The organism is Clostridium sediminicola, from assembly GCF_050402865.1.
In the GTDB taxonomy this organism is placed as follows: Bacteria; Bacillota; Clostridia; order Clostridiales; family Clostridiaceae; genus Clostridium_AF; species Clostridium_AF sediminicola.
Genome location: NZ_BAABMF010000001.1, coordinates 89,686 through 111,914, shown reverse-complemented (window position 1 = coordinate 111,914; position 22,229 = coordinate 89,686). Strand labels below are relative to the sequence as shown.

Below are 22,229 nucleotides of genomic sequence, written 5' to 3'. Positions count from 1 at the left end.
ATTTTAGTTCAACTTACTTTTTGTGGTTTAACCTTAACTATAAATAACTATTCCTATTATTGCTGCAACAAATATATAAAATACAGGATGTTTTTTCCATTTATTAGCAACAAATAAAATACCAAAAAACAATATTAATGACTTAAATTCAAAAAAATCTAATATTTCACCAGTAATTCTAAATTTATCATAGTTAAATATTGACACCTTAGCAATTTGAAACCCTGCAGCTGCTATTAATCCCGTTACTGCAGGTCGTAGTCCATAAAAGGCTGCCTTAACAATTGGTTCTTCATTAAACTTTGAAAAATAATGTGCAATTATAACAATAATAATTATTGATGGTGTTATAATACCTAATGTTGCAACTATTGCTCCCACTCCATTTCCTATTGTAAAACCAACATAAGATGACATATTTACTCCTATTGGTCCTGGAGTTGATTGTGAAATTGCAATCATATCTATAAATTGCTGTTGACTCATCCAATTGTTTGTTGAAATCGCCTCCTGTAATAAAGGAATCGTAGCAAGTCCCCCACCTATTGAAAATAATCCAATTTTAAAAAATGTAACAAATAATTTTATGTAAATCATATTATTTTTCTCTCCTATATCTTAATAAAATACCACATATAGCAGTTCCAATTACAATAAATATTGGTGAAATATTTATAAATGAAATAAAAATAAAAGCTACAACTGCTATTAAAATACCGATTTTGTCAACAATAGCTTTCTTACCCATTTTATAGATAGAGTTAACAAGTATTGCACATACTGCTGCCCTAATCCCCATAAAAGCATTTTGTACTACTTCATACTCTTGAAAACGAGTAAAAAAAGTTGCAATTACCATTATAATTATCAAAGATGGTATAACCATCCCAATTGTTGCAGCCATTGCCCCTTTCAATTTTTTTACTTTATAACCTACAAAAGTAGCAGTGTTAATTGCTATAATTCCAGGTGTAGATTGACCAATGGCATAAAAATCCAAAACTTCTTCATCTTTAGCCCACCCTTTTACTTCTACAACTTCTTTTTGAATTAGAGGCAACATTGCATACCCTCCGCCAAAAGTAAATAATCCAATTCTAAAAAATGCCCAAAACAACTCCCATAAAGTTTTCATAAATCCTCCTAAAATTAATATACATAAGTTATTCAAATTATATCATTTTACTTTATTCTTTACCAATTTGAAAAATCAAAGTATTTTTGACAATAAATATTACTATTTTACTTTTATATTTAAGCTTTCCCTTGTATTTATTCTCATTTAAACTTATAATAGTATAGTTGTATGAAATAGATATAAACAAATATTATTAATAGGATGGTAATTTAATGAATTTTAACGAACTAAATATTTCTGAGAAAATAAAATTAGCTATTGAGGAAATGGGTTTTACAGAAGCAACTCCAATCCAAGCTCAAGCTATACCGTTAGTATTAGAAGGTAAAGATATTATCGGTCAATCACACACTGGTACTGGAAAAACTGCTGCTTTTGCTATTCCAATTCTAGAAAAAATAGATTCTTCAAATAAAAATATGCAAGCTCTAGTGTTATGTCCTACTAGAGAATTGGCTGTTCAAGTTTCAAAAGAATTTGATAAATTAGGTAAACATCTAAGAAATCTCCGTTGCTTACCTGTTTATGGTGGCGAATCTATAAGAAATCAAATTATGGCATTAAAAAAAGGTGTTCAAATAGTTATTGGTACACCTGGGAGAGTCATCGATCATATTAACCGTGGAACTATTAAACTAAATAATCTAAACTATATGATTTTAGATGAAGCTGATGAAATGTTAAATATGGGATTTAGAGAAGATATTGAATCTATTCTTGAAAAATCTCATAATGAAAGACAGACTATTTTATTCTCTGCTACAATGCCAAAAAGTATTCTTGATATTACACACAAATATCAAAACTCACCAAAGTTAATAAAAGTTACAAAAAAAGAAGTGACTAACGCTTCTATTGAACAAGTTTATTTTGAGGTAAGAGAAAAGTATAAGTTAGAAGCACTAGAAAGATTAATTAATGTATATAATCCAAAAAGAGCTTTGATTTTCTGTAATACAAAACTAAGAGTTGATAGAGTGGCTCAACAGTTAAAAGAAATAGGCCTTAGATGCGATAGAATCCATGGCGATATTGTTCAATCTACTAGATTAGCAGTACTTAATAAATTTAACACTGGTAAAATCGACATATTAGTAGCAACTGATGTTGCAGCTAGAGGGCTTGATATCAGTGAAGTGGATATAGTTTTCAATCATGATGTTCCTGAAAATGAAGAATACTATGTTCATAGAGTTGGTCGTACTGGAAGAGCTGGTAAAAGCGGACGTTCCTTTACATTAGTATCTGAAATCGAAGGAAGAAGATTATCTAATATAGAATACTATATTAAGAAAAAAATCGAAAAGAGATCTATTCCTAACGCAGAAAAAGTAAATACTATCAAAATCGAATCATATATAAATGAGATCAAAAAAATTATTGATAGTGAAGCACTACAGGAATATACCCCTATCATTGAAAAACTTATTGAAGAAGGTTATCCTATTCATAATGTTGCTGCTGCTTTAATGAAACCTAACCTTAATCTTGAAGAAAGTGAAGATGTTGATTTTTCATACAAAAAACGTCAAAGCAATTCAAGAGATAGATATTCTAGAAGTCCAAGAAATGCTAGAAGTTCATATAGTCGTGGCGAAGATAAGGATATGACAAGATTCCATATAAATATTGGTAAAAACCAAAATATTAAGCCTGGTGACATCGTTGGTGCTATTGCTGGAGAATGTAATATTCCAGGTAATGCAATTGGTAATATTGATTTGTATGATAAATTCTCATTTGTTGAAGTACCTAGCAAATTTGAAAACAAAGTTTTACAAACAATGAATAAAGAAACAATTAAAGGAAAAAAAGTATTCTTTGAAAAAGCAAAAGCTAGAAGAAATAGGTAAAAAACCCGGTCAACGGGTTTTTTTTATTAATTAATTTTCTTAATGTGATTTGAATCACATTATTACACTACTTTTCATTCTATAATAAGCATGAAAATAAATATTATTATTTTAGTTTTATTACAAACTTCAAAATATATATAGAAAAAATTAGACTTAGGAGTTGGATATTATGAAAAATCAATGGAATGGTTTTAATACGGGAAAATGGCAAGAAACAATTGATGTAAGAAATTTTATACAAAAGAACTACACACCTTATGAAGGTAGTGCTGACTTTTTAGAAGGCCCATCTGAAAAAACAAAAAAAGTATGGGATCAGATGGATAAACTTATAGTTAAAGAAGCTAAAGAAGGCATTATAGATGTTGAAGTAAATAAAGTAGCTGGAATCAACAATTTCGAACCAGGATATATTGATAAAGAGAATGAAACAATCTTTGGTTTACAAACTGATGCTCCACTAAAAAGAATAGTAAATCCTTATGGTGGATACAGAATGGTTGAACAATCTTTAGAGGCATATGGTTATGAATTAAACCCTGAAATAAAAAAATATTTCAAAATGTATAGAAAAACTCATAATGAAGGAGTTTTTGATGCTTACACTGATGAAACAAGAAAAGCTAGAACAGTTGGATTATTAACTGGGCTTCCTGATGCATATGGTAGAGGCAGAATTATAGGTGATTATAGAAGAATAGCACTTTATGGTATGGACTATCTTATAGAAATGAAAAAATATGACCAGAAACACCTTCTTGTCGGCTTAACTACTGAAGAAATGATGAGAGCAAGAGAAGAAATTTCAGAACAAATTAGAGCATTAAAAGAAATAAAAGAAATGGCTGCTTCATATGGAATTGATATTTCAAACCCAGCTTCAAATGCTACAGAGGCTGTTCAATACTTATACTTCGGTTATCTATCAGCTATAAAAGAAAACAATGGTGCTGCAATGTCAATTGGTAGAAATACAGCATTTATTGATGTTTATATCGAAAGAGATTTAAGAAATGGTGTTATAACTGAAGTTGAAGCACAAGAAATTATTGACCAATTAGTTATAAAACTTAGATTAGCTAGGCATTTGAGAACACCAGAATATAATGAATTATTCGCTGGTGATCCAAACTGGATAACTGAAGCTATAGGTGGTATGGGAATTAACGGTAAAACTCTTGTTACAAAAACAGCTTATAGATTCCTTCATACTTTGACAAATCTAAATCCAGCACCAGAACCAAATATGACTGTTCTTTGGTCTGAAAAATTACCAGAAAACTTCAAAAAATATTGTGCTGAAATGTCTATAAAAACTGACTCAATTCAATATGAAAATGATGATATAATGCGTCCAATTTATGGAGATGATTACGGTATAGCTTGTTGTGTATCCGCATTAGAAATTGGTAAATCAATGCAATTCTTTGGAGCAAGAACAAACCTTGCAAAAGCTCTTTTATTTGCAATAAATGAAGGAAATGATGAAAAGAAAAAAGATAAAAAAGGAAATTTAATAGAAGTTGTTCCAGGAATAGCTCCAATGAAAGATGAAATTTTAGATTATAACAAAGTAAAAGAAAGTTACTGGAAAGTAATGGACTATATTGCAGAATTATATGTAAACACAATGAATACTATTCATTATATGCATGATAAGTATGCATATGAAGCAGGACAAATGGGTTTACACGATACTTTTGTTCATAGATATATGGCATTTGGTATAGCTGGTCTTTCTGTTGCAGCAGATGCTTTAAGCGCAATTAAATACGCTAAAGTTAAGCCTATAAGAAACGAAGATGGAATAGCTGTAGATTTTGAAATTGAAGGTGACTTCCCTAAATACGGAAATGATGATGACAGAGTTGATGATATTGCTGTAGAGTTAGTTGATAAATTTAGTAGCGAACTTAAGAAAACTCCTACTTACAGAAATGCTCAACATACACTATCAGTATTAACTATTACTTCAAACGTTGTATATGGTAAAAAGACTGGTTCTACTCCTGATGGAAGAAAAGCTGGTGAACCGCTTGCTCCTGGTGCAAACCCAATGCATGGTAGAGATAAAAATGGAGCTCTAGCTTCACTAAACTCAGTTTCTAAATTACCATACAGAAAAATATGTCAAGATGGAGTTTCAAATACTTTTTCTATAACTCCTGCTGCACTTGGAAAAGACATGGAAACTAGAGTAAACAATCTAGTATCAATTTTTGATGGATACTTTGGTCAAAGTGCTTTCCACTTAAATGTTAATGTACTTGATAGAGAGACTTTAATGGATGCTATGGAAAATCCAGATAAATACCCTAGTCTAACAATAAGAGTTTCAGGTTACGCTGTAAACTTCAATAGATTAACTCGTGAACAACAATTAGATGTTATAAACAGAACTTTCCATACTAATATTTAAAGATAAACTTTAAAATCTAAATTTATACAAGTCCAGAATATACAATGTTATTAATTTATGGACTTGTATAGATTTTAATTGCTAAATGTTTGAACTAATAAAAGAAAGGATTAAATCACTAGTGGTGATTTATAAAGGTTGATTTTATGAAAAAAGGTAGAATTCATTCAATAGAAAGTATGGGACTTGTAGACGGTCCTGGTATTAGAACTGTAGTATTTTTTCAAGGTTGTAACTTAAGATGTTCATATTGTCATAATCCTGACACGTGGTCTACCAAAGGCGGCGAAGAAATAACTTCTGAAGAGTTAATTGCGAAAATACTTAGATTTAAACCATATTTTTTAAAATCTGGCGGAGGTGTTACCTTTTCTGGCGGTGACCCATTGATGCAACCTGAATTTCTTTTAGAATGTTTAAAATTATGTAAGAAGAATAATATCCATACTACTCTAGATACCTCAGGTTTTGGAAAAGGTAACTATAAAGAAATTTTAAAATACACTGACTTGGTACTTTTAGATGTTAAACAATATTCTAGTGAAGGCTATAAAAGTTTAACTGGAAGAGATACAACTGATTTAAATATATTTTTAAATTCTTTAAAAGAATCTAATGTTCCTGTATGGATTAGACATGTAGTTGTACCTGGTCTTACAGATTCTAAAAGTGAGATTTTAAAAATTGCTGATTTTGTAAACACTAACGTATCAAATGTCCAAAAAGTAGAACTTCTTCCCTATCATACTTTAGGTATTCAAAAATATAGAAAAATGGATATTCCTTATAGACTAGAAGGCATTGAACCTATGGATAAAGATAAAAATAACGAATTACAGGTTATTATTGAAAGTAAGATTTTTGTAAATAAATATAATAAAAAAGTAGTTTAATTCGATATAAAATTTAAATTCCTACTTTCCATTAAATACTTTCATTAATCTTATATTCAGTATATAATTATATTAATATAAACCACAAGAGCAAATGATATTACTTTTGTGGTTTATTCAATGTAACAATTATAGTTAAAGTAGGTGATTTAAATCAAAAAATGTTGTAATGCAAATACAATGTGCAAAATACAAAATGTTGATTTCTGCATGCGCCAAGTGCCATTGTTATCAAACCTTAAACATGAGCAATTATCAAAAGTATCTGCTGGTACTATTAAGACAAATTATAAAAAAGGCGAAAGAATCTTTTCTCAAGGAGATAAAGCCAGAAAATTATATATAGTTTGTAGTGGAAAAGTTAAAGTTTTTAGATATACAGGTGATGGAAAAGAACAAATTTTATATATCCTCTCTCCTTCTGACTTTAGTTTTATAGGTGCATTTAACCTTCTTAAAGAAAACGAATTTGATTTCAGTGCTGAAGCATTGGAAGATACAACAATTTGTAGTTTAGACAAAAAAGATTTCGATGCAATTTTAGTAGAAAATCCAAAAATAATGCTAAAAATTCTTGAAGAGGCTTACGACAGAATAAACAAAGTTGAAAGTTTAGTAGACAGACTCAGTACTAATGATGTATCTGCCAAAGTGGCCGGTCTACTAATCAGCCTAATAAAAGATTTTGGTGTGAAAACTGAAGATGGTATAATAATTAATAGTACGCTTAATAGAGAAGAAATGGGAAGTTATGCTGGGATTACAAGAGAAACTATCACCAGAAGACTTCGTGTAATGCACGATGAAGGATTAATTGAAATAAGAAATAACAAACAAATTTTAATAAAAGATATGGATAAGCTTAAAAACTTAACATAAAAAGGCCTTTATGGTCTTTTTTTATTATTTTGGAATTTATAAATTCCATCCTTCAGTGGTGAGAATACTCGCCTCCATACTCAATACCACTACAATATCCCGTATCTCTAAAAATCAGTTCTTGTTTTTTCTCATTTATTAATTCAATTTTGACCTCACCACAAAGACTCTCCTTCACTAATGGTATCATTTTGCCATCTTTAGGGCCATAGCATAGCATAAATTTTTCTTTTTCCGTTTTAGTAATAACAGTAAGCAAAAGGTTTTTTCTTTTAAAGGATAATTTCATATCATTTCCTAATAACTCAATTTTCATCTTACTTCTATTGATTGTAGTAAATTTATAAAACTTGTTATCTATCAAAAGTGCAACTAAAAAGCCTTTAAAACTCCCAGCAAAAAAAGGTACTTTGCCTGTAGAACAGGTAAACGCGGCATTTCTTTGTTTAAAAGAATTAGTTTGAATCCAAATCCATGATTCTGGAAACGCTCTCCCCCAATTCTTCTCAATATAAACATTCCCACCATTAAAATTATATTCTTCTCCATCAACAGCTAAATTTCCTTCAATTTTTCCATCTAAAGCACATACCTGACTATAACACTCCATAAAGTTAAGATGATTATAGAAACCCATACTTCCTGGATTCAAAACTGAATCAGGCCATTTTTTTATTTCATTAAATGTAAGCTTCCCTTTAATAATTTTATTTCTATTATTAATATTTATATTTATGCCTTTTAAAGAGAATAGATTTTTATCAACACATATATCAAATTTATTTTTTGTATAGGTAAATTCTTTTAAATCATATTTAATATAGCTATATTCTGTTTTAACACCACTTAACAACTGTATAAAGCTATGGCTATCTTCTTCTTTTTCTGCACGTGAAATTCCAGGTATTATTGCTAATACAATCTTTCTATCCTTTGATACTATTTTAAAATACCAACCCTCAAAGAATTCATTTCCTTTAAAAGAGCTATGAAATACATCTGGATTTATTTTTTTAAACATAATACCCTCCATTTTTAAATAATTTAGTCAATATTAATATCTTACTAAAGTGAATAATTATTCCATTATCACTCAAACTAAATTCAACAGTATATATAGCTGAAAGACTATATGTGATTAAATTAATAGTAAAAGGAGATATTATATGGATATGGTTCCTGATAAGACACTTGAAGGTTTGAATGAATCTTTTTGGATAAAATCTACTAATAATACTAATTACCCTTCTTTAGAAGAAGACATTAGTATTGATGTCGCAATAATTGGTGGAGGAATTGCCGGACTTACCTCTGCTTTTGAATTAAGCAAATCTGGAGTGGATATTGCCTTATTTGAGGCAAATAAAATCGCCAAAGGCACATCTGCTCATACAACAGCTAAAATAACACCTCAGCATAATATAATTTATTCTAAAATCCAAGACAACATAAACTTAGCTATGGCTAAACAATATGCAATTGCAAATCAAAATGGGTTGGATTTCATTATTGATACAATAAAAAAAAATAATATCCAGTGTGATTTAAAGAAACTTCCATCTTATATTTATACTCAAGATGAAAGCTACATAGAAAAGATTGAAAAAGAAAGTAAAATAGCCTCAACTTTAGGTTTTGAATCAGATTTTTTAACAACTACTCCTCTCCCCTTCGCTGTGAAATGTGCCCTATGTTGTAAAAATGCTGCAGAATTCCATCCAAGAAAGTATCTACTAACTCTTGGCGATTTAATAATAAATAACAAAGGTAGAATATATGAAGACACTACCATTATAAATATCTTAAAAGATAACGATAAATGCATACTAATATCCAGAAATGGAGCTAAAGTAAGAGCTTCTAAGGTAATTATTGCTTCTCATTTTCCCTGTTACGATGGCTTTGGGCTTTACTTTAGTAGATTGAAACCAGAAAGATCATATATAGTAGCTTCAAGCATCAAGCCTCCCATTACTAGTGGAATGTTTATAAATGCTGAGGAACCAAGACGTTCAGTACGATTTTATGAATCTAAGAATGAGAATTTAGTATTAGTTGGAGGAGAAAATCACAAAACCGCTCATGGAAATGATTTTATATCCCACTACCAAAATCTTATTGAATTTACCAAATATAATTTTGATATAGATAAAATTAAATTTAGATGGTCAACTCAAGATTATATTACTCCTGATGGTATACCTTATATTGGCCATTTAACAAATAAATCAAAAGATATCTATGTTGCAACAGGATTTGGAAAATGGGGTATGACAAATGGAACTGCCGCTGGAATATTGTTAAAAGATCTTATTATCAATGGAAAATCTCCATGGCAAGATGTATTTAATCCATCAAGATTTACTCCTAGAGCCTCCACAGTAAGTTTCTTCGTAGAAAATTTTGATTCAGCTTTACAATTCTTTTCTGGAAAATTACAAAAAACAGAAAATAAAGATAAGATAAAAGCAAATCAGGCTAAAGTAGTTAAAATAGAAGGTAAAAAATATGGTGCCTATCGAGATAATAATAATAAACTTCATTTAGTAGATATAACATGTACCCATCTTGGATGTGAGTTAAAATGGAATGAAGCTGAAAAAACATGGGATTGCCCCTGCCATGGTTCTAGATTCTCATTTGACGGAACAGTTATAGAAGGACCTGCAATGTATCCTTTAAATAAGTTTAAAGAACCCTTAAATAAAATACACCCAAATTTATTTTAAATTTGAGTGTATTTTATTACTTTAGTAGTCTTTCCCTGCTGCTTTTACATTTGCCGCACTGGATGCTGAACACGGAGTTACTCCAAATATCATTCCACATTCTGGGCACTTGCCTTCAAATTTCTCCATTTTGAATTCCGTTCCACAATCATCACATTCTATTTGTAATGATTTAGGCATTGATTGCTTTGCAAATCCCATAGTCCTTATTTTATCTACAACTTGCTTTCCATTATCAAAACTTCCTGAACAACCTTCATGAGATACTGACATATTTCTACCTCCATTATCTTTTGTTTAAAATAATAAATAAATTAATCCCTGCAATTTATAATTATAGACTATAAAAAAAATTATCTCCGTAACATAAGTTACAAATTCCTAAAAATAAATATAACTTTAAATAAGAACTAACTCTTAGTAAAAATTAACTTTCTCTTTCTTGACCAAGAAAAGCTAAAGCAATCATATTGGGTCCAACATGTGAAGCAATTGTTGCTGATAATTGTGATACAATAATATTTTTCAAATTAAACTCTTTAGTAATCATCTCTTTTATTTTTAATGCATCTTCTTCACAATCTCCATGCCCAATAATTAATGTTGTTTTTTCACAATCTATTACATGCTCTTCAAATTTACCAACTAGAAATTTTATTGCTTTCTTTCGTCCTCTAACGTTTGAATAAGATTTTAACACTCCCTTTTTGTCTACTGTAAGGATTGGTTTTACATTAAGCAAAGTACCTACAGTTGCAGAAGTAGATGATACTCTACCTCCATTTTTTAGAAAATGTAAATCGTCAACGGCAAACCAATGATTTGCTTTGTATTTATTAGTCTCAACCCACTTGATTATATCTTCCTTAGATTTCCCATCTTTAAGCATTTCAATAGCTTGTACTACTAAAACGCCCTCCCCTATAGATGCAGCGGCTGTATCTATAATTTCTATATCAGCTTCAGGGAACTCAGATTTAACTTCTTCTTTTGCTAACAAAGCATTATTAAATGTTCCACTCAAATTTGCAGAAAATCCTAAATATATCACACTATTACCTTTTTTATATTGTTCAGTAAATTTTTTAGTAAATCTATAAATATTTATAAGACCAGTTGATGGCATTTTTCCATCTCTCAATTTATTGAAATAATCTTTATGTGAATATGATTTCCCAAAATCATCAATAAATTCATCATCATCTATTTCAATAGGCATCCCAATGATATCAATGATATTTTTATTCTCTTCTACGTATGTAAGTGGTAAATCGCTGCAAGAATCAATTAGTAAAATAGTACTCATATTTGACCTCCTCTCATTTATATATATATTAATGTATATTATTATACTATCATAAATTTTTAATTAATATTAAAATTCATAATAATATAAATAAATATTTACAATAAATTTATCAATTATTCTTTTTTAACTATTATAGACTCAATAACTTTATTAAAATTTTTCAGCTCTGTCCTTCCCTTTTCACTAATTCTATATTCACCTCTTGATACTCTTTCGAACCAGCCGTAATGATTATTTTGCAAAATACTTGATGTTTTATTTACATCACTACCAAATTCTTTGAGTTTCTTAATAGTTAGTGCTCCATTATCTTTTAATAATACCGCAATAAATATTGCTTTTTCTCTATAGGCAGTAACAAGTTTTTTTCTTGTTACTCCTCCTCTATTATAGTCACCATTTCTTGAATGAAACTCTTCTAAAACTTCTTTTCTTTTTTTATTAGAAAGTCTTTTACTCATTTCTCTACTGAATACTTCAGGCTTCAATGCCTCTTGTACCAACGGCTTTTTTCCACTAAAAGAAACCAAAAGCAGTCCTATTTCTAGTCTTCTTAACAAATGGCAAATATTCTTCCATCGCTTTGTACGCATTACTTTACTCTTCCTGGGCACAGCAATATAAACTATATCAGCTATCCTTTGACGTTGTGCTGCCTGCAATATTACATCAAGATTTAATGTAGTCTTCATCTCTACCACTAAAACAATATCACTTAAAATAGCTGTTATATCACAATTTTTAACTTCTCCTTTTACCTCAAAGCCACCTTGGCTTAAATAATCTTTAATAGGTTCATATAGTTCTTCTTCGTATAAATCCTTTTTCATATTCAACTTTTCCTTCTAAAATTTGTATGGACATTTTTTATAAATATTAATGATTTTAACACTTTGTCAAAAAAATCATCTGATTTATTATCAGATGATATCTTTTTTATATGTATTTTAAAGGATTTACTGGAGAACCATTTTTTCTTATTTCAAAATGTAAATGTGGTCCTGTTGAATTACCTGTGTTTCCAGATAATGCTATAGTCTGTCCTCTATATACCCTTTCACCAACTTTAACTTTTAATATACTATTATGTCCATAATATGTTTTATATCCGTTTTCGTGATCAATAATTACTAAGTATCCGTATCCACCTTTCCATCCCGAATAGATGACTTTACCACCATCAGCAGCTTTATTAGGAGTTCCTGTAGGCACCCCGAAGTCTACACCATTATGCATTCTTCCCCACCTACGTCCAAATTTTGATGTAATATAACCACTACTAGGTCTTTTAAAAGATCCATAAGCTAAAGTCTTTGGCCTCTCTTTTGTGCCTTTTAACACAACCTGTGTTACTGGTTCTTGAATTATCTCCTCTTGCAATATAACCCTTTCATTCTCTATTCCATTTATTTTTACAATTTCAGCTTCAACATTTTTACTTCCATTTACCCCTTTAACTTGTATCTTTGTTTCTCCTTTATAGACGTTACTTGACTCTTGATATTCAGTTTCATAAGAAATCTTCTCAACATATTTAGCTTCTTCTACTGTTTTAACATTAATAAAAGGTTTAGGAACAGTGAGACTAATTATTTGGCCAATTTGTATTTTGTCTATATTCATTTCAGGGTTTGCTTTTTTTATGTCAGTAGTTTTTATATTGTAATTTTCTGCTATGACTGAAACTACATCACCTTTTTTAATTTCATACTCTTCTATTTCGTCAGTTCCTACCGTTATTAATTGAAGAGCTTCATCCGCACTTGTTATCAAATCAGTATTTACATATTTTTTTATAACCTCAACTTTTTCTAATAAAGATACTTCCTTTACTGGTGCTTCTTCAGTTTCTTTATCTGAATTTTCATTTGCTTCAGTGTTTTCTTCATCAACATACTGATTTTTTAATTCAGTCAAAATATTGTCAGCTGATTCCTTATTATCTACAATAACTATTTCTTTGTCGTCTGCTACAATCGCATAACCATCTACGTTAACATCTAAATTATTCTCAAGTACCTGTTTTATCTCTACTGGAGTTTTTAACTTCTTACCAAACTTATAAACCTTCTCAAATGTAATTTCCTGAGATAATTTGATATCTTTATGTAACTCTTGCTTATATGTATCTTGTATTTCCTTTTGTATATTTATCACTTCATTTTTGTTTTTAACTATTCCAATAACTTTGCCATCAATATTTACTGCATATGCAATAGAATTACCATATACAATTATGCTTATTATTACTAGTACACCTGCTAAAGAAACAAGTGAAGCTTTTTTGTTTTTTTCGATTAATTCTTTAAGCTTTTTTGTCAAAACAGATCCTCCTCTAATCCTTTCTTACTGCAAATACTTACATTATCTGCGCCACAAAATTTATTATAACATCTATTCTTTTTCAGTAAAAGGATTTCAGAGTTTGTTTTTAATATATTTACAACTAATCTATCTAGAATTCATAATAATAACTTATTTAAATTTCTTTTCTAACCAATTATATACAAAATCATAAACTTCTTCTTTATTTGTTTCATTTAAAATTTCATGTCGAGCATCTTCAAATAATTTTATTTGTGCATCAAGACCTGAACAATAATACTTATCATATACTTTCCTTACTCCTTTACCATTATATCCCACCGGATCTTTTCCTCCTGAGATAAACAATATAGGTAAATCATCTCTTGTTTTTTTGATGTTTGATTTATTTGACACCATTGATATACCTGTTAATAAATCAGTATAAAATTTAGCGGAACACAAAAAACCACAGACATCATCATTAATATACTTATCTACTTGATCATTATCTCTTGATAACCAATCCATATCAGTTCTTGCTGGATTAAATTGCTTATTAAATGAACCAAAGCTCATATCATTTAATAATTTACTTTGATATTTATCACCTTTTACTTTACAAATAATTTTAGCAATTAATTTTCCAATTTCGCCAACTAAACCTTTCGAATTTCCTGTACCACTAATTATCGCAGCTACGATATCATTATCATATATTTGAATATATTTTCGTGTAATAAAAGAACCCATACTGTGACCAAATATTAGAATACGCTTGTCCATTTCTTTCGTTTTAATAAATTCCGTAACCATATGTGTCTCTTCTACAACTTTATTAAATCCTTCTTTATCATCAAAATATCCTATATTTTCTTTATCAGAAATACTTAATCCATGCCCTCTATGATCATGGGCATATACAGCATACCCTTTGGAACTTAAAAACTCAGCAAAAGCTTTATATCTTAGACAGTGTTCTGCCATACCATGAACTATTTGAACTATTCCTTTGACTTCTTCTTTATCTGGTTTCCATGAAACAACAAAAATAGAGTGTTTATCTATTCCATCTATTCTATATCTTTGTTCTATCAATTTTTGACCCCCTTGATTATAAAATCCTTAAAATCTTCTATCCTGCTAACAGAACGGTATTAATATCATTATATCACATTCTTAAGAGGCTTTAATACAGAAAACCATATTTTGATTTTTTTTAATAATATATTATAATAATGTAAGATTAGACTATAAAAAAGGAGATACTACATGATAAAATTACTATGGTATACTTATTTTGCATTCTTTCTTTTATTTAATACCGTGAGTGCAAAGATAAAAATGTTTGTTCTGCAAAAAAAATCTAATGACGCTGCAGAAGATTATGTTTTCAATAAAGCTAAGAATATGGCTAAATCTATTCTTAAGATTTCTAAGACAAGTTCTACTGTGTCTGGACTTGAAAACATTCCCGATGGACCTTGTGTTTTTGTTTCAAATCACCAAGCTATATTTGACGGGTTTATCTTATATGCGAATTTAGGTAAAAAATCAGGTTTTATAGCAAAAAAAGAAATAAAAAAAATTCCTCTAGTTAGATATTGGCTAACTATCATGCAATCTGTTTTTATTGATAGACATAATATTCGCGAAGGAGTAAAAGCTATAAATTCTGGAATAGAAAATTTAAAAAAAGGTTATTCTATGATAATTTTTCCAGAAGGTACGAGAAGTTTAAAATCCCAAATGGCAGATTTCAAAAAAGGTAGTATGAAATTAGCAATAAAAGCTAATGTTCCTATTGTTCCTATTACTGTGGACGGTGGATATAAAGTTTTAGAGGTAGGTAATAAAGTACGAGGAAATGCAATCTCAATGATAGTTCATAAACCTATCTATACCGATAAATTAAGTAAAGAAGAAAAAAAGAATTTAAGTGCTACAACACAAGAAATAATTGAAAATGGATTGAAAGAACTTGTTCTTTTGAAGCAAAAATAATAAAAAGATGCTGTCACTAAAATTGTTTTGTGACAACATCTTTTTTTATACTATATAATAATTATAAATTGCGAAGAAGTTCTAAATTTTCAAACACATTTCATATAATATACATAATTCTAAATAGATGCTACTTTATCAAATTCATCTGTAATTTCTTTAGATGGTTCTTTATCAATTAAGCTAAAAATGACTATAGCAATAAGTGAAACTATAAATCCAGGAACTATCTCATATAAATCAAAAATTCCTCCAGATAGTTGTTTCCATATGATTACTACTATACCACCGCTTATTAAACCTGCTAATGCTCCATTTCTTGTTGTTCTTTTCCAGAATAAAGACATAATAACTGTCGGACCAAATGTAGCTCCAAATCCTGCCCAAGCATATGCTACTAAAGATAAAATTGAACTGCTTTCATCTGTTGCTAGGAAAAATGCAATAAGTGCTACAATTGCAACCGAAATCCTACTTACCCAAACAAGTTCTTTTTCGCTAGCTTCTTTTCTAAACAAAACTTTATAGAAATCTTCTGTTAAAGAAGACGCAGTAACTAGCAATTGAGAGTCTGCAGTACTCATAACAGCAGCTAATACAGCAGCTAGTAAGAATCCTGAAATAACAGGATGAAACATATTATTTACCATTAACATAAATACCTTTTCTGAGTTAGCACCATCTAAGTTTGTTGTTAAATAAACTCTACCAATCATTCCAATAACTACTGCTGCTGCTAAAGAAATTGTAACCCAGACCATTGCAATTATTCTTGCCTTCTTTATTTCTTTAGTAGATGAAATTCCCATAAATCTAGCTAGAATATGAGGTTGTCCAAAGTATCCTAATCCCCATGCTAAAAGTGAAATAATGGATATTAAAGAAATAGCCTTTCCATCTAATGCTATTACCGAACTCAAATAATTAACATCTACTGAACTCAATGCAGAAGAAGTTGCTTGAATTCCCCCTAATTTAAATATTCCAATAACCGGAACAACCAATACCGCAATAAACATCATTATTCCTTGAAAAAAATCTGTCCAACAAACTGCCATAAATCCACCTAGAAAAGTATATGAAACTATTACAATTGTTCCAATTATAAGTGCTGTAAAATATGGCATGCCGAAAACTGTACTAAATAATTTTGCACCAGAAACAAATCCTGAAGCTGTATAAAATAAAAAGAAAACTAAAATGAATAATGCTGAAATTATTCTTAAAATATTCGAATCATCTCTAAATCTGTTAGAGAAATAATCTGGAAGAGTTAACGCATCTCCAGCTATCTCCGTATAAGCTCTTAATTTCTTAGCAACAATTTTCCAATTGAAATATGTACCTAATGCTAATCCGATGGCAATCCATATCGATTCCATTCCTGCAAGGTATGCGTAACCAGGTAATCCCATAAGAAGCCAACCACTCATATCAGAAGCTTGTGCACTAAGTGATGTTACCCATCCGTTTAATTGTCTTCCCCCTAAAACATAATCAGACAAGTTTTTTGTTCTAAAATAAAAAATAAGTCCAATTGCCATCATAACTAATAAGTATAGTATGAACATTATAATTATTGTAGTATTAATTTCTATCATTTAATATGCCCCCTTGTATATTTTATCACTGTATTGTATAATGCGACATTAATATTATAAAACAATTCTTCAGAAATTGAAAGTTTATTTTTTCACTCTTGCATTTTTGTACTAATATTCTTTCAATTCAAAAATACTAATTCAGCTACAATAATACTTTTGAAAAGGTTTTCAAGCATTTATGTCGCTCGATTTTTATTACACAAATGAATAAACTAATATTGTTATATGTCATTTATTTTATATTTTCAATATAATCATCACTAATAATTATACAAACACACACAAAAAAGATAAGTAGCATTTTTTTTATTTTAGTGTTAAATTATTTAGAAATATTGAATTATAAACTAAATTCACCTATTTATATGATATAATTTAGCAATATTAAATATTTAGTTGCATAATTTATAAGGCAACATATCCTTATATTTAAAAGGTAATATATTTAATCTTAAGGAGGTTATTAAATGAAATTAATTATTAATGCAGGTATATGTGGATTCAATACAGAAGTGAATGTTTCTTCAGAAGATATGCAAAATGCTATTATAGAAATTAAAACAGAATGTCCTTCTTTAAAGCCTTTAGAAAAAGAAATTAAAGAAGTAGATGGATTTACAGAATGTTTTGGAAAAGTCGGTGATACTGAAATATACAAAATAATTAGAAATCACTGCCCTCACGCTGCTTGTCCAGTAGCATCTGGAATAATAAAAGCTATTGAAGTATCTTGTGGACTAGCTCTGCCACATGATGTAGAAATGAAGTTTATTAGTGAATAACATAGAAAACATAATTATATTTAACTCTAGGGAGAAGAAACATGAATAATATTATTTTATGCGTTAATGTAGTACTACCAATTTTTATTGTTATAGCAATAGGTTATATACTAAAACAAAAAAAGTTTATCGATGATATTTTTGTATCTTATTCTACAAAAATTGTTTTTAAATTAGCTATTCCAATAACACTATTTAAGAGAATTGCTAATTATAATTTTTATGAAGCTGTTGATCAAAAATTCATATATTTTTTAACTTATTGTTTTGTAGGGCTATTTTTAACTTTCATCTTATCAATAATTATTGCAAAAATCGTTTTTAAAGAGAGAGATGTAATCGGAGCTGTCATTCAGGGTACTTTTAGAAGTAATTTTATAATAATCGGATACCCTATCATCCAAAATTGGTTTGGTGATGAAGGAATGGCTACAGCTGCACTATTAACAATTGTGGCTGTACCTTTATTTAATGTCTTAACAATATTTATTTTGACTATTTACGACCCTGATGCTTCAAAGTTTAGCATCAAATCAGTTTTAATAAATATTATTAAAAATCCTCTTATATTAGGTATTCTAGTAGGGTTAGTTTTTTCATTACTTAATATAAAAATTCCAAGTTTTATTCAATCATCTATAAATATTGTATCTGGACTATCAACACCACTTTCTTTACTAGGTATTGGAGCATTCTTTACATTTACAAACTTCAAAAAATATCTATCTCCAATTTTTATTGCAACATTTTTTAAGATAGTAATGTTTCCAGTAATATTTACTTTTATTGCTCATTTATTAGGATTTAGCGGTATATTACTTGGAACAATTTTTATATTATTTGCTTCTCCTACTTCAGTTAGTAGCTTTATTATGGCAAAAGCTATGAATAGTAATAGTACTGTAGCTGCTAATATAATTGTATTTTCAACATCAATTTCAATCTTTACTTTGTTTACTGGAATTTGGATACTTACTTCACTACAATGGGTTTAATTTAGAGAATCCAAAATTGGATTCTCTAAATTCTCTAAAAAAAAAGACTTATTTCGAAGAATCACCAATATATATGTTTTTTTAATATCCATTCTAATTCCCACTATAAATCACCTTCCCTTATTTATCTTTAGAAATGAACCAGTAAACATATCCTATACAAATTGCTCCACCAATCATGTTTCCTATAGTTACAGGAATTAAATTATTAGCAAAACCCATTAATGATATAGTTTCAGAATGAGGAAGTAATAATCCTACTCCAAGAACTGTCATATTAGCAATACTATGTTCAAAACCAGCTGTTATGAAAGCAAATAAACACCAGAAAGTCATAATTAATTTCCCACTTTCACTTTTCATCTTAAATGCACACCAAACAGCTAAACATACTAAAATATTACATAACACACCTTTTAATAATAAATCCATAAATGGAGCATTCATTTTTGCTGCTGAAACTTTTAAAAAGAAATCAGCTACAGGTGCTTTAGTAACAGTTCCTGAATAGACTAGTAAAGCTGCTAAAGCTAAAGATCCTAACAAGTTACCAAAATAACTGAATATCCATACATTTATTGAATCCATCCAAGAAACTTTCTTTTCTAAGGACCCTATTGTCATAATTAAATTATTTCCAGTGAATAATTCAGAACCAGCCATTAATACTAAACTCAAAGCTATACCAAAAGAAGCTCCCATAAAAATCTTTGTAAAAGGTGATTCTGCTGCTGACAAATATCCTCCTACATTAAAAATAAGTACAATTCCTAACCCTATATATAACCCTGCTAACGCTGCTGCTAAAACGTATCTTGCTTTGCTTTTCTTAAGAAATTTTGATTTGCCCTCTGCTGCTGCAGACACTTTTGTAATAGTCTCATAAAACATAGAATAATTCCTCCTAATATATTTTCATTAATTTATTACCACTCTATACTTATAATATAGGAAAAAAAAATAGAAGTCTGTGACATTAATCACGGCTTCTATAATACTCTGCTAATTTTTTTGAATTTACAATGATTGGTTTATTGAAAAGGAAATTTTCAATATTTCGTCGGCGCTTTGCCTTTTATTTTCTTAAAAATCTTTGAAAAAGCAAGTTGATCTTCATACCCAACAGAACGAGAAATATCTCCTATTGACAAATTAGTATTTTTTATTAGATTACATGCCTTCTCTATTCGATATTGCACTAGAAATTGTTTAGGAGAAATATTCAAAAATTGTTTAAATAAATTTGTTAAATAACTTCTATCAATACCTATAAAATCTGCTAATTCATGTACTCTTATTTCTCGAGAATAATTTTTTTCAATATACTCTACAGCTTTTATTACATAAGACTCTTTTCTATTATCATCATCATGTAATTCTTTTGTAGCAATGCTACTTTCAATTAGTTGTGCTAAAAAAATATATAAGTGACCTAATAGATGAATTTCTCTACTTTTAATGAGGGACTTTGTTTTTATCATTTCTCTAAAATTTTCTAATATCTTAATATTGTTATTCGTATTAAAAATAGGAGAGTTTTGAGTTAAATTCGCTCTAATAAGATAAGATTCTGCCCTTGTTCCATGAAACCCTACCCAATAATAACTCCATGGCTCTTCAATATCTGCTTTATAAAAGGTAACTTCATTTGGACAAATCAAGAAACCTTCTCCTTTTGAAAGTTCATAGCTCTTACCTTTTACTTGAAATTTTCCTTTCCCTTTCTCAACAAAGTGAATTAGATAATGATCTCTAACTGCAGGTCCATATGAATGTCCGCTATCACATTCTTCATACCCACATTGATACATATCTAGATCAGTTAGATTCATTCTGTTAATCCTTATATGTTCAAGCATTTACTTATTCTCCTAACAAATATTTTTATATTCATCTCACATTATAACATATTTGTCTCACAATCATACATTTACATTAATAGTATATGAATTAAAATAAAAGTATAGCTATTTCTTAAAATTAAGGAGGATTCACGTATGCCAAAAATTACTTTTTTAGGAGCAGGAAGTACTATCTTTGCAAAAAATGTTTTAGGTGATTGCATGTTAACACCTGCCCTACAAAACTCGCACATTGCTTTATATGATATTGATTCTCAGAGACTAAATGAATCTAAATTACTTTTACAAAGTATAAACGAAAATTCAAATGCTAGTAGAGCAAAAATAGTTACTTATACTGATAGAAAGGAAGCTTTAAAAGACGCTGACTATGTAGTAAACGCTATTCAAGTTGGGGGGTATGATCCTTGTACAATAACTGACTTTGAAATACCAAAAAAATATGGTCTTAGACAAACCATTGCTGATACTATTGGAATTGGTGGTATTTTTAGAGGACTTAGAACTATACCCGTTATGCTAAATTTTGCAAAAGACATGGAAGAAGTATGTCCTAATGCATGGCTATTAAATTACACAAATCCAATGTCAATACTAACTGGCGCAATGTTAAGAGGGACACCTATCAAAACAATAGGTTTATGCCATAGTGTACAAGTATGTGTTCCTAAATTACTCCAAGGACTAAAAATTGATGAAAATAATGTAGATTCAAAAATTGCTGGTATAAATCATATGGCATGGTTATTAGAAGTAAAACGAAATGGTAAAGATCTTTATCCTAAGATTAAAGAGAAAGCCATTAATAGAAAAGAAAAACATGATGATATGGTAAGATATGAAATTATGAAACAATTTGGTTATTATGTTACTGAATCAAGTGAACATAACGCAGAATATATGCCTTATTTCATAAAAAATAAGTATCCAGAACTTATAGAAAAATTCAATATTCCCTTAGATGAATATCCTAGAAGATGTATAGGACAAATAGAAAACTGGGAAAAAACAAGAGATGAACTTTTGGCAAATCACACAATAGAACATACTCGTTCTAATGAGTATGCATCTTATATTATTGAAGCTATGGAAACAAATATACCTTATAAAATTGGAGGAAATGTATTAAATACTGGCCTGATCCCTAATCTTCCAAGTGAAGCAGTTGTAGAAGTTCCTCTTTTAATTGATGGAAGTGGAGTTACCCCTTGCTATGTAGGCAATCTTCCTCCTCAATTAGCTGCACTAAATAGAACAAATATAAATGTTCACCTTTTAACCATTGAAGCAGCTTTAACTTTAAAAAAAGAGCACATTTATCATGCTGCCATGCTTGACCCACATACATCTGCTGAATTAAGTATAGATGATATAAAATCTTTATGCGATGATTTAATAAAAGCTCATGGAAGCTGGCTTCCTGAATATAAATAATTTTAACACCCAACTGCTTTT

The 22,229-nt window shown here is 29.3% G+C and carries 20 protein-coding genes; 9 read left to right on the top strand and 11 right to left on the bottom strand.

Annotation, left to right across the window (positions count from 1 at the left end):
- Positions 1-33: 33 nt before the first annotated feature.
- Together ACQ3F0_RS00500 and ACQ3F0_RS00495 are read right to left on the bottom strand one after the other, a co-directional pair.
- The gene (locus ACQ3F0_RS00500; RefSeq protein WP_428863026.1) at positions 34-597 is read right to left on the bottom strand and encodes a chromate transporter; all 564 of its coding nucleotides are present in this window, start codon (positions 595-597) and stop codon (positions 34-36) included.
- A 1-nt stretch (position 598) separates the two neighbouring features.
- Positions 599-1,135, bottom strand: a complete 537-nt coding sequence (locus ACQ3F0_RS00495; protein WP_428863025.1) for a chromate transporter — start codon at positions 1,133-1,135, stop codon at positions 599-601.
- 215 nt (positions 1,136-1,350) lie between these two features.
- Here ACQ3F0_RS00495 and ACQ3F0_RS00490 point away from each other — a divergent pair, with 215 nt between their 5' ends.
- The 4 genes from ACQ3F0_RS00490 (at position 1,351) to ACQ3F0_RS00475 (ending at position 7,185) form a co-directional block, all read left to right on the top strand.
- Entirely contained in the window at positions 1,351-2,991 is a 1,641-nt protein-coding gene (locus tag ACQ3F0_RS00490) for a DEAD/DEAH box helicase (RefSeq protein ID WP_428863024.1), read from the top strand.
- A gap of 172 nt (positions 2,992-3,163) precedes the next feature.
- Positions 3,164-5,413 carry a formate C-acetyltransferase gene (pflB, locus tag ACQ3F0_RS00485; RefSeq protein WP_428863023.1) on the top strand — a complete coding sequence of 750 codons (2,250 nt, stop codon included), beginning with the start codon at positions 3,164-3,166 and terminating at the stop codon, positions 5,411-5,413.
- 146 nt (positions 5,414-5,559) lie between these two features.
- The gene (gene pflA / locus ACQ3F0_RS00480) at positions 5,560-6,306 is read left to right on the top strand and encodes a pyruvate formate-lyase-activating protein (protein ID WP_428863022.1); all 747 of its coding nucleotides are present in this window, start codon (positions 5,560-5,562) and stop codon (positions 6,304-6,306) included.
- A 180-nt stretch (positions 6,307-6,486) separates the two neighbouring features.
- The gene (locus tag ACQ3F0_RS00475) at positions 6,487-7,185 is read left to right on the top strand and encodes a Crp/Fnr family transcriptional regulator (protein ID WP_428863021.1); all 699 of its coding nucleotides are present in this window, start codon (positions 6,487-6,489) and stop codon (positions 7,183-7,185) included.
- A gap of 52 nt (positions 7,186-7,237) precedes the next feature.
- Here the strand turns inward: ACQ3F0_RS00475 and ACQ3F0_RS00470 are convergent, their stop codons facing one another.
- A complete protein-coding gene (locus tag ACQ3F0_RS00470; protein ID WP_428863020.1) occupies positions 7,238-8,206 on the bottom strand; it encodes a tocopherol cyclase family protein in 969 nt (322 codons plus the stop codon).
- Between the two features lie 145 nt (positions 8,207-8,351).
- Here ACQ3F0_RS00470 and ACQ3F0_RS00465 point away from each other — a divergent pair, with 145 nt between their 5' ends.
- Positions 8,352-9,914 (top strand): FAD-dependent oxidoreductase, encoded by a 1,563-nt coding sequence (locus tag ACQ3F0_RS00465; protein ID WP_428863019.1) that lies wholly within the window; start codon positions 8,352-8,354, stop codon positions 9,912-9,914.
- A gap of 21 nt (positions 9,915-9,935) precedes the next feature.
- Here the strand turns inward: ACQ3F0_RS00465 and ACQ3F0_RS00460 are convergent, their stop codons facing one another.
- The 5 genes from ACQ3F0_RS00460 to ACQ3F0_RS00440 all read right to left on the bottom strand — a co-directional run bounded on the left by ACQ3F0_RS00460 (position 9,936) and on the right by ACQ3F0_RS00440 (position 14,625).
- Complete coding sequence (locus ACQ3F0_RS00460) at positions 9,936-10,187, bottom strand: hypothetical protein (protein ID WP_428863018.1); 252 nt, start codon at positions 10,185-10,187, stop codon at positions 9,936-9,938.
- Between the two features lie 154 nt (positions 10,188-10,341).
- Positions 10,342-11,220 carry a DegV family protein gene (locus ACQ3F0_RS00455; protein WP_428863017.1) on the bottom strand — a complete coding sequence of 293 codons (879 nt, stop codon included), beginning with the start codon at positions 11,218-11,220 and terminating at the stop codon, positions 10,342-10,344.
- Between the two features lie 116 nt (positions 11,221-11,336).
- The gene (locus ACQ3F0_RS00450) at positions 11,337-12,053 is read right to left on the bottom strand and encodes a DUF2161 family putative PD-(D/E)XK-type phosphodiesterase (protein WP_428863016.1); all 717 of its coding nucleotides are present in this window, start codon (positions 12,051-12,053) and stop codon (positions 11,337-11,339) included.
- Positions 12,054-12,159: 106 nt separating this feature from the next.
- Positions 12,160-13,545: a peptidoglycan DD-metalloendopeptidase family protein gene (locus tag ACQ3F0_RS00445; RefSeq protein ID WP_428863015.1), complete on the bottom strand. Its 1,386-nt coding sequence runs from the start codon at positions 13,543-13,545 to the stop codon at positions 12,160-12,162.
- A 153-nt stretch (positions 13,546-13,698) separates the two neighbouring features.
- Positions 13,699-14,625 (bottom strand): alpha/beta fold hydrolase, encoded by a 927-nt coding sequence (locus ACQ3F0_RS00440; protein ID WP_428863014.1) that lies wholly within the window; start codon positions 14,623-14,625, stop codon positions 13,699-13,701.
- Positions 14,626-14,799: 174 nt separating this feature from the next.
- Between ACQ3F0_RS00440 and ACQ3F0_RS00435 the strand changes: the two genes are divergently transcribed.
- The gene (locus tag ACQ3F0_RS00435; RefSeq protein WP_428863013.1) at positions 14,800-15,531 is read left to right on the top strand and encodes a lysophospholipid acyltransferase family protein; all 732 of its coding nucleotides are present in this window, start codon (positions 14,800-14,802) and stop codon (positions 15,529-15,531) included.
- Positions 15,532-15,650: 119 nt separating this feature from the next.
- Here the strand turns inward: ACQ3F0_RS00435 and putP are convergent, their stop codons facing one another.
- Positions 15,651-17,132 carry a sodium/proline symporter PutP gene (gene putP / locus ACQ3F0_RS00430; RefSeq protein WP_428863012.1) on the bottom strand — a complete coding sequence of 494 codons (1,482 nt, stop codon included), beginning with the start codon at positions 17,130-17,132 and terminating at the stop codon, positions 15,651-15,653.
- A 470-nt stretch (positions 17,133-17,602) separates the two neighbouring features.
- Between putP and ACQ3F0_RS00425 the strand changes: the two genes are divergently transcribed.
- On the top strand, positions 17,603-17,917 hold the full coding sequence (locus tag ACQ3F0_RS00425) for a DUF6951 family protein (RefSeq protein ID WP_428863011.1): 315 nt from the start codon (positions 17,603-17,605) through the stop codon (positions 17,915-17,917).
- 41 nt (positions 17,918-17,958) lie between these two features.
- Complete coding sequence (locus ACQ3F0_RS00420) at positions 17,959-18,912, top strand: AEC family transporter (RefSeq protein ID WP_428863010.1); 954 nt, start codon at positions 17,959-17,961, stop codon at positions 18,910-18,912.
- 120 nt (positions 18,913-19,032) lie between these two features.
- On the opposite strand, the gene ACQ3F0_RS00415 is transcribed toward ACQ3F0_RS00420, so the two are convergent.
- Both ACQ3F0_RS00415 and ACQ3F0_RS00410 read right to left on the bottom strand, forming a co-directional pair.
- A complete protein-coding gene (locus ACQ3F0_RS00415) occupies positions 19,033-19,803 on the bottom strand; it encodes a formate/nitrite transporter family protein (RefSeq protein WP_428863009.1) in 771 nt (256 codons plus the stop codon).
- A 158-nt stretch (positions 19,804-19,961) separates the two neighbouring features.
- On the bottom strand, positions 19,962-20,771 hold the full coding sequence (locus tag ACQ3F0_RS00410) for an AraC family transcriptional regulator (RefSeq protein ID WP_428863008.1): 810 nt from the start codon (positions 20,769-20,771) through the stop codon (positions 19,962-19,964).
- 138 nt (positions 20,772-20,909) lie between these two features.
- Here ACQ3F0_RS00410 and melA point away from each other — a divergent pair, with 138 nt between their 5' ends.
- Positions 20,910-22,208: an alpha-glucosidase/alpha-galactosidase gene (gene melA / locus ACQ3F0_RS00405; protein ID WP_428863007.1), complete on the top strand. Its 1,299-nt coding sequence runs from the start codon at positions 20,910-20,912 to the stop codon at positions 22,206-22,208.
- Positions 22,209-22,229: the final 21 nt, after the last annotated feature.

What these genes read in the sequence shown, in the direction of transcription:
- ACQ3F0_RS00495 (WP_428863025.1), bottom strand. Translation starts at nt 1,135, where the DNA reads ATGAAAACTTTATGGGAGTTGTTTTGGGCATTTTTTAGAATTGGATTA.
- ACQ3F0_RS00455 (WP_428863017.1), bottom strand. Translation starts at nt 11,220, where the DNA reads ATGAGTACTATTTTACTAATTGATTCTTGCAGCGATTTACCACTTACA.
- ACQ3F0_RS00470 (WP_428863020.1), bottom strand. Translation starts at nt 8,206, where the DNA reads ATGTTTAAAAAAATAAATCCAGATGTATTTCATAGCTCTTTTAAAGGA.
- putP (WP_428863012.1), bottom strand. Translation starts at nt 17,132, where the DNA reads ATGATAGAAATTAATACTACAATAATTATAATGTTCATACTATACTTA.
- ACQ3F0_RS00465 (WP_428863019.1), top strand. Translation starts at nt 8,352, where the DNA reads ATGGATATGGTTCCTGATAAGACACTTGAAGGTTTGAATGAATCTTTT.
- ACQ3F0_RS00460 (WP_428863018.1), bottom strand. Translation starts at nt 10,187, where the DNA reads ATGTCAGTATCTCATGAAGGTTGTTCAGGAAGTTTTGATAATGGAAAG.
- melA (WP_428863007.1), top strand. Translation starts at nt 20,910, where the DNA reads ATGCCAAAAATTACTTTTTTAGGAGCAGGAAGTACTATCTTTGCAAAA.
- ACQ3F0_RS00490 (WP_428863024.1), top strand. Translation starts at nt 1,351, where the DNA reads ATGAATTTTAACGAACTAAATATTTCTGAGAAAATAAAATTAGCTATT.
- ACQ3F0_RS00450 (WP_428863016.1), bottom strand. Translation starts at nt 12,053, where the DNA reads ATGAAAAAGGATTTATACGAAGAAGAACTATATGAACCTATTAAAGAT.
- ACQ3F0_RS00410 (WP_428863008.1), bottom strand. Translation starts at nt 20,771, where the DNA reads ATGCTTGAACATATAAGGATTAACAGAATGAATCTAACTGATCTAGAT.
- ACQ3F0_RS00475 (WP_428863021.1), top strand. Translation starts at nt 6,487, where the DNA reads ATGTGCAAAATACAAAATGTTGATTTCTGCATGCGCCAAGTGCCATTG.
- ACQ3F0_RS00425 (WP_428863011.1), top strand. Translation starts at nt 17,603, where the DNA reads ATGAAATTAATTATTAATGCAGGTATATGTGGATTCAATACAGAAGTG.
- pflB (WP_428863023.1), top strand. Translation starts at nt 3,164, where the DNA reads ATGAAAAATCAATGGAATGGTTTTAATACGGGAAAATGGCAAGAAACA.
- ACQ3F0_RS00420 (WP_428863010.1), top strand. Translation starts at nt 17,959, where the DNA reads ATGAATAATATTATTTTATGCGTTAATGTAGTACTACCAATTTTTATT.
- pflA (WP_428863022.1), top strand. Translation starts at nt 5,560, where the DNA reads ATGAAAAAAGGTAGAATTCATTCAATAGAAAGTATGGGACTTGTAGAC.
- ACQ3F0_RS00415 (WP_428863009.1), bottom strand. Translation starts at nt 19,803, where the DNA reads ATGTTTTATGAGACTATTACAAAAGTGTCTGCAGCAGCAGAGGGCAAA.
- ACQ3F0_RS00500 (WP_428863026.1), bottom strand. Translation starts at nt 597, where the DNA reads ATGATTTACATAAAATTATTTGTTACATTTTTTAAAATTGGATTATTT.
- ACQ3F0_RS00435 (WP_428863013.1), top strand. Translation starts at nt 14,800, where the DNA reads ATGATAAAATTACTATGGTATACTTATTTTGCATTCTTTCTTTTATTT.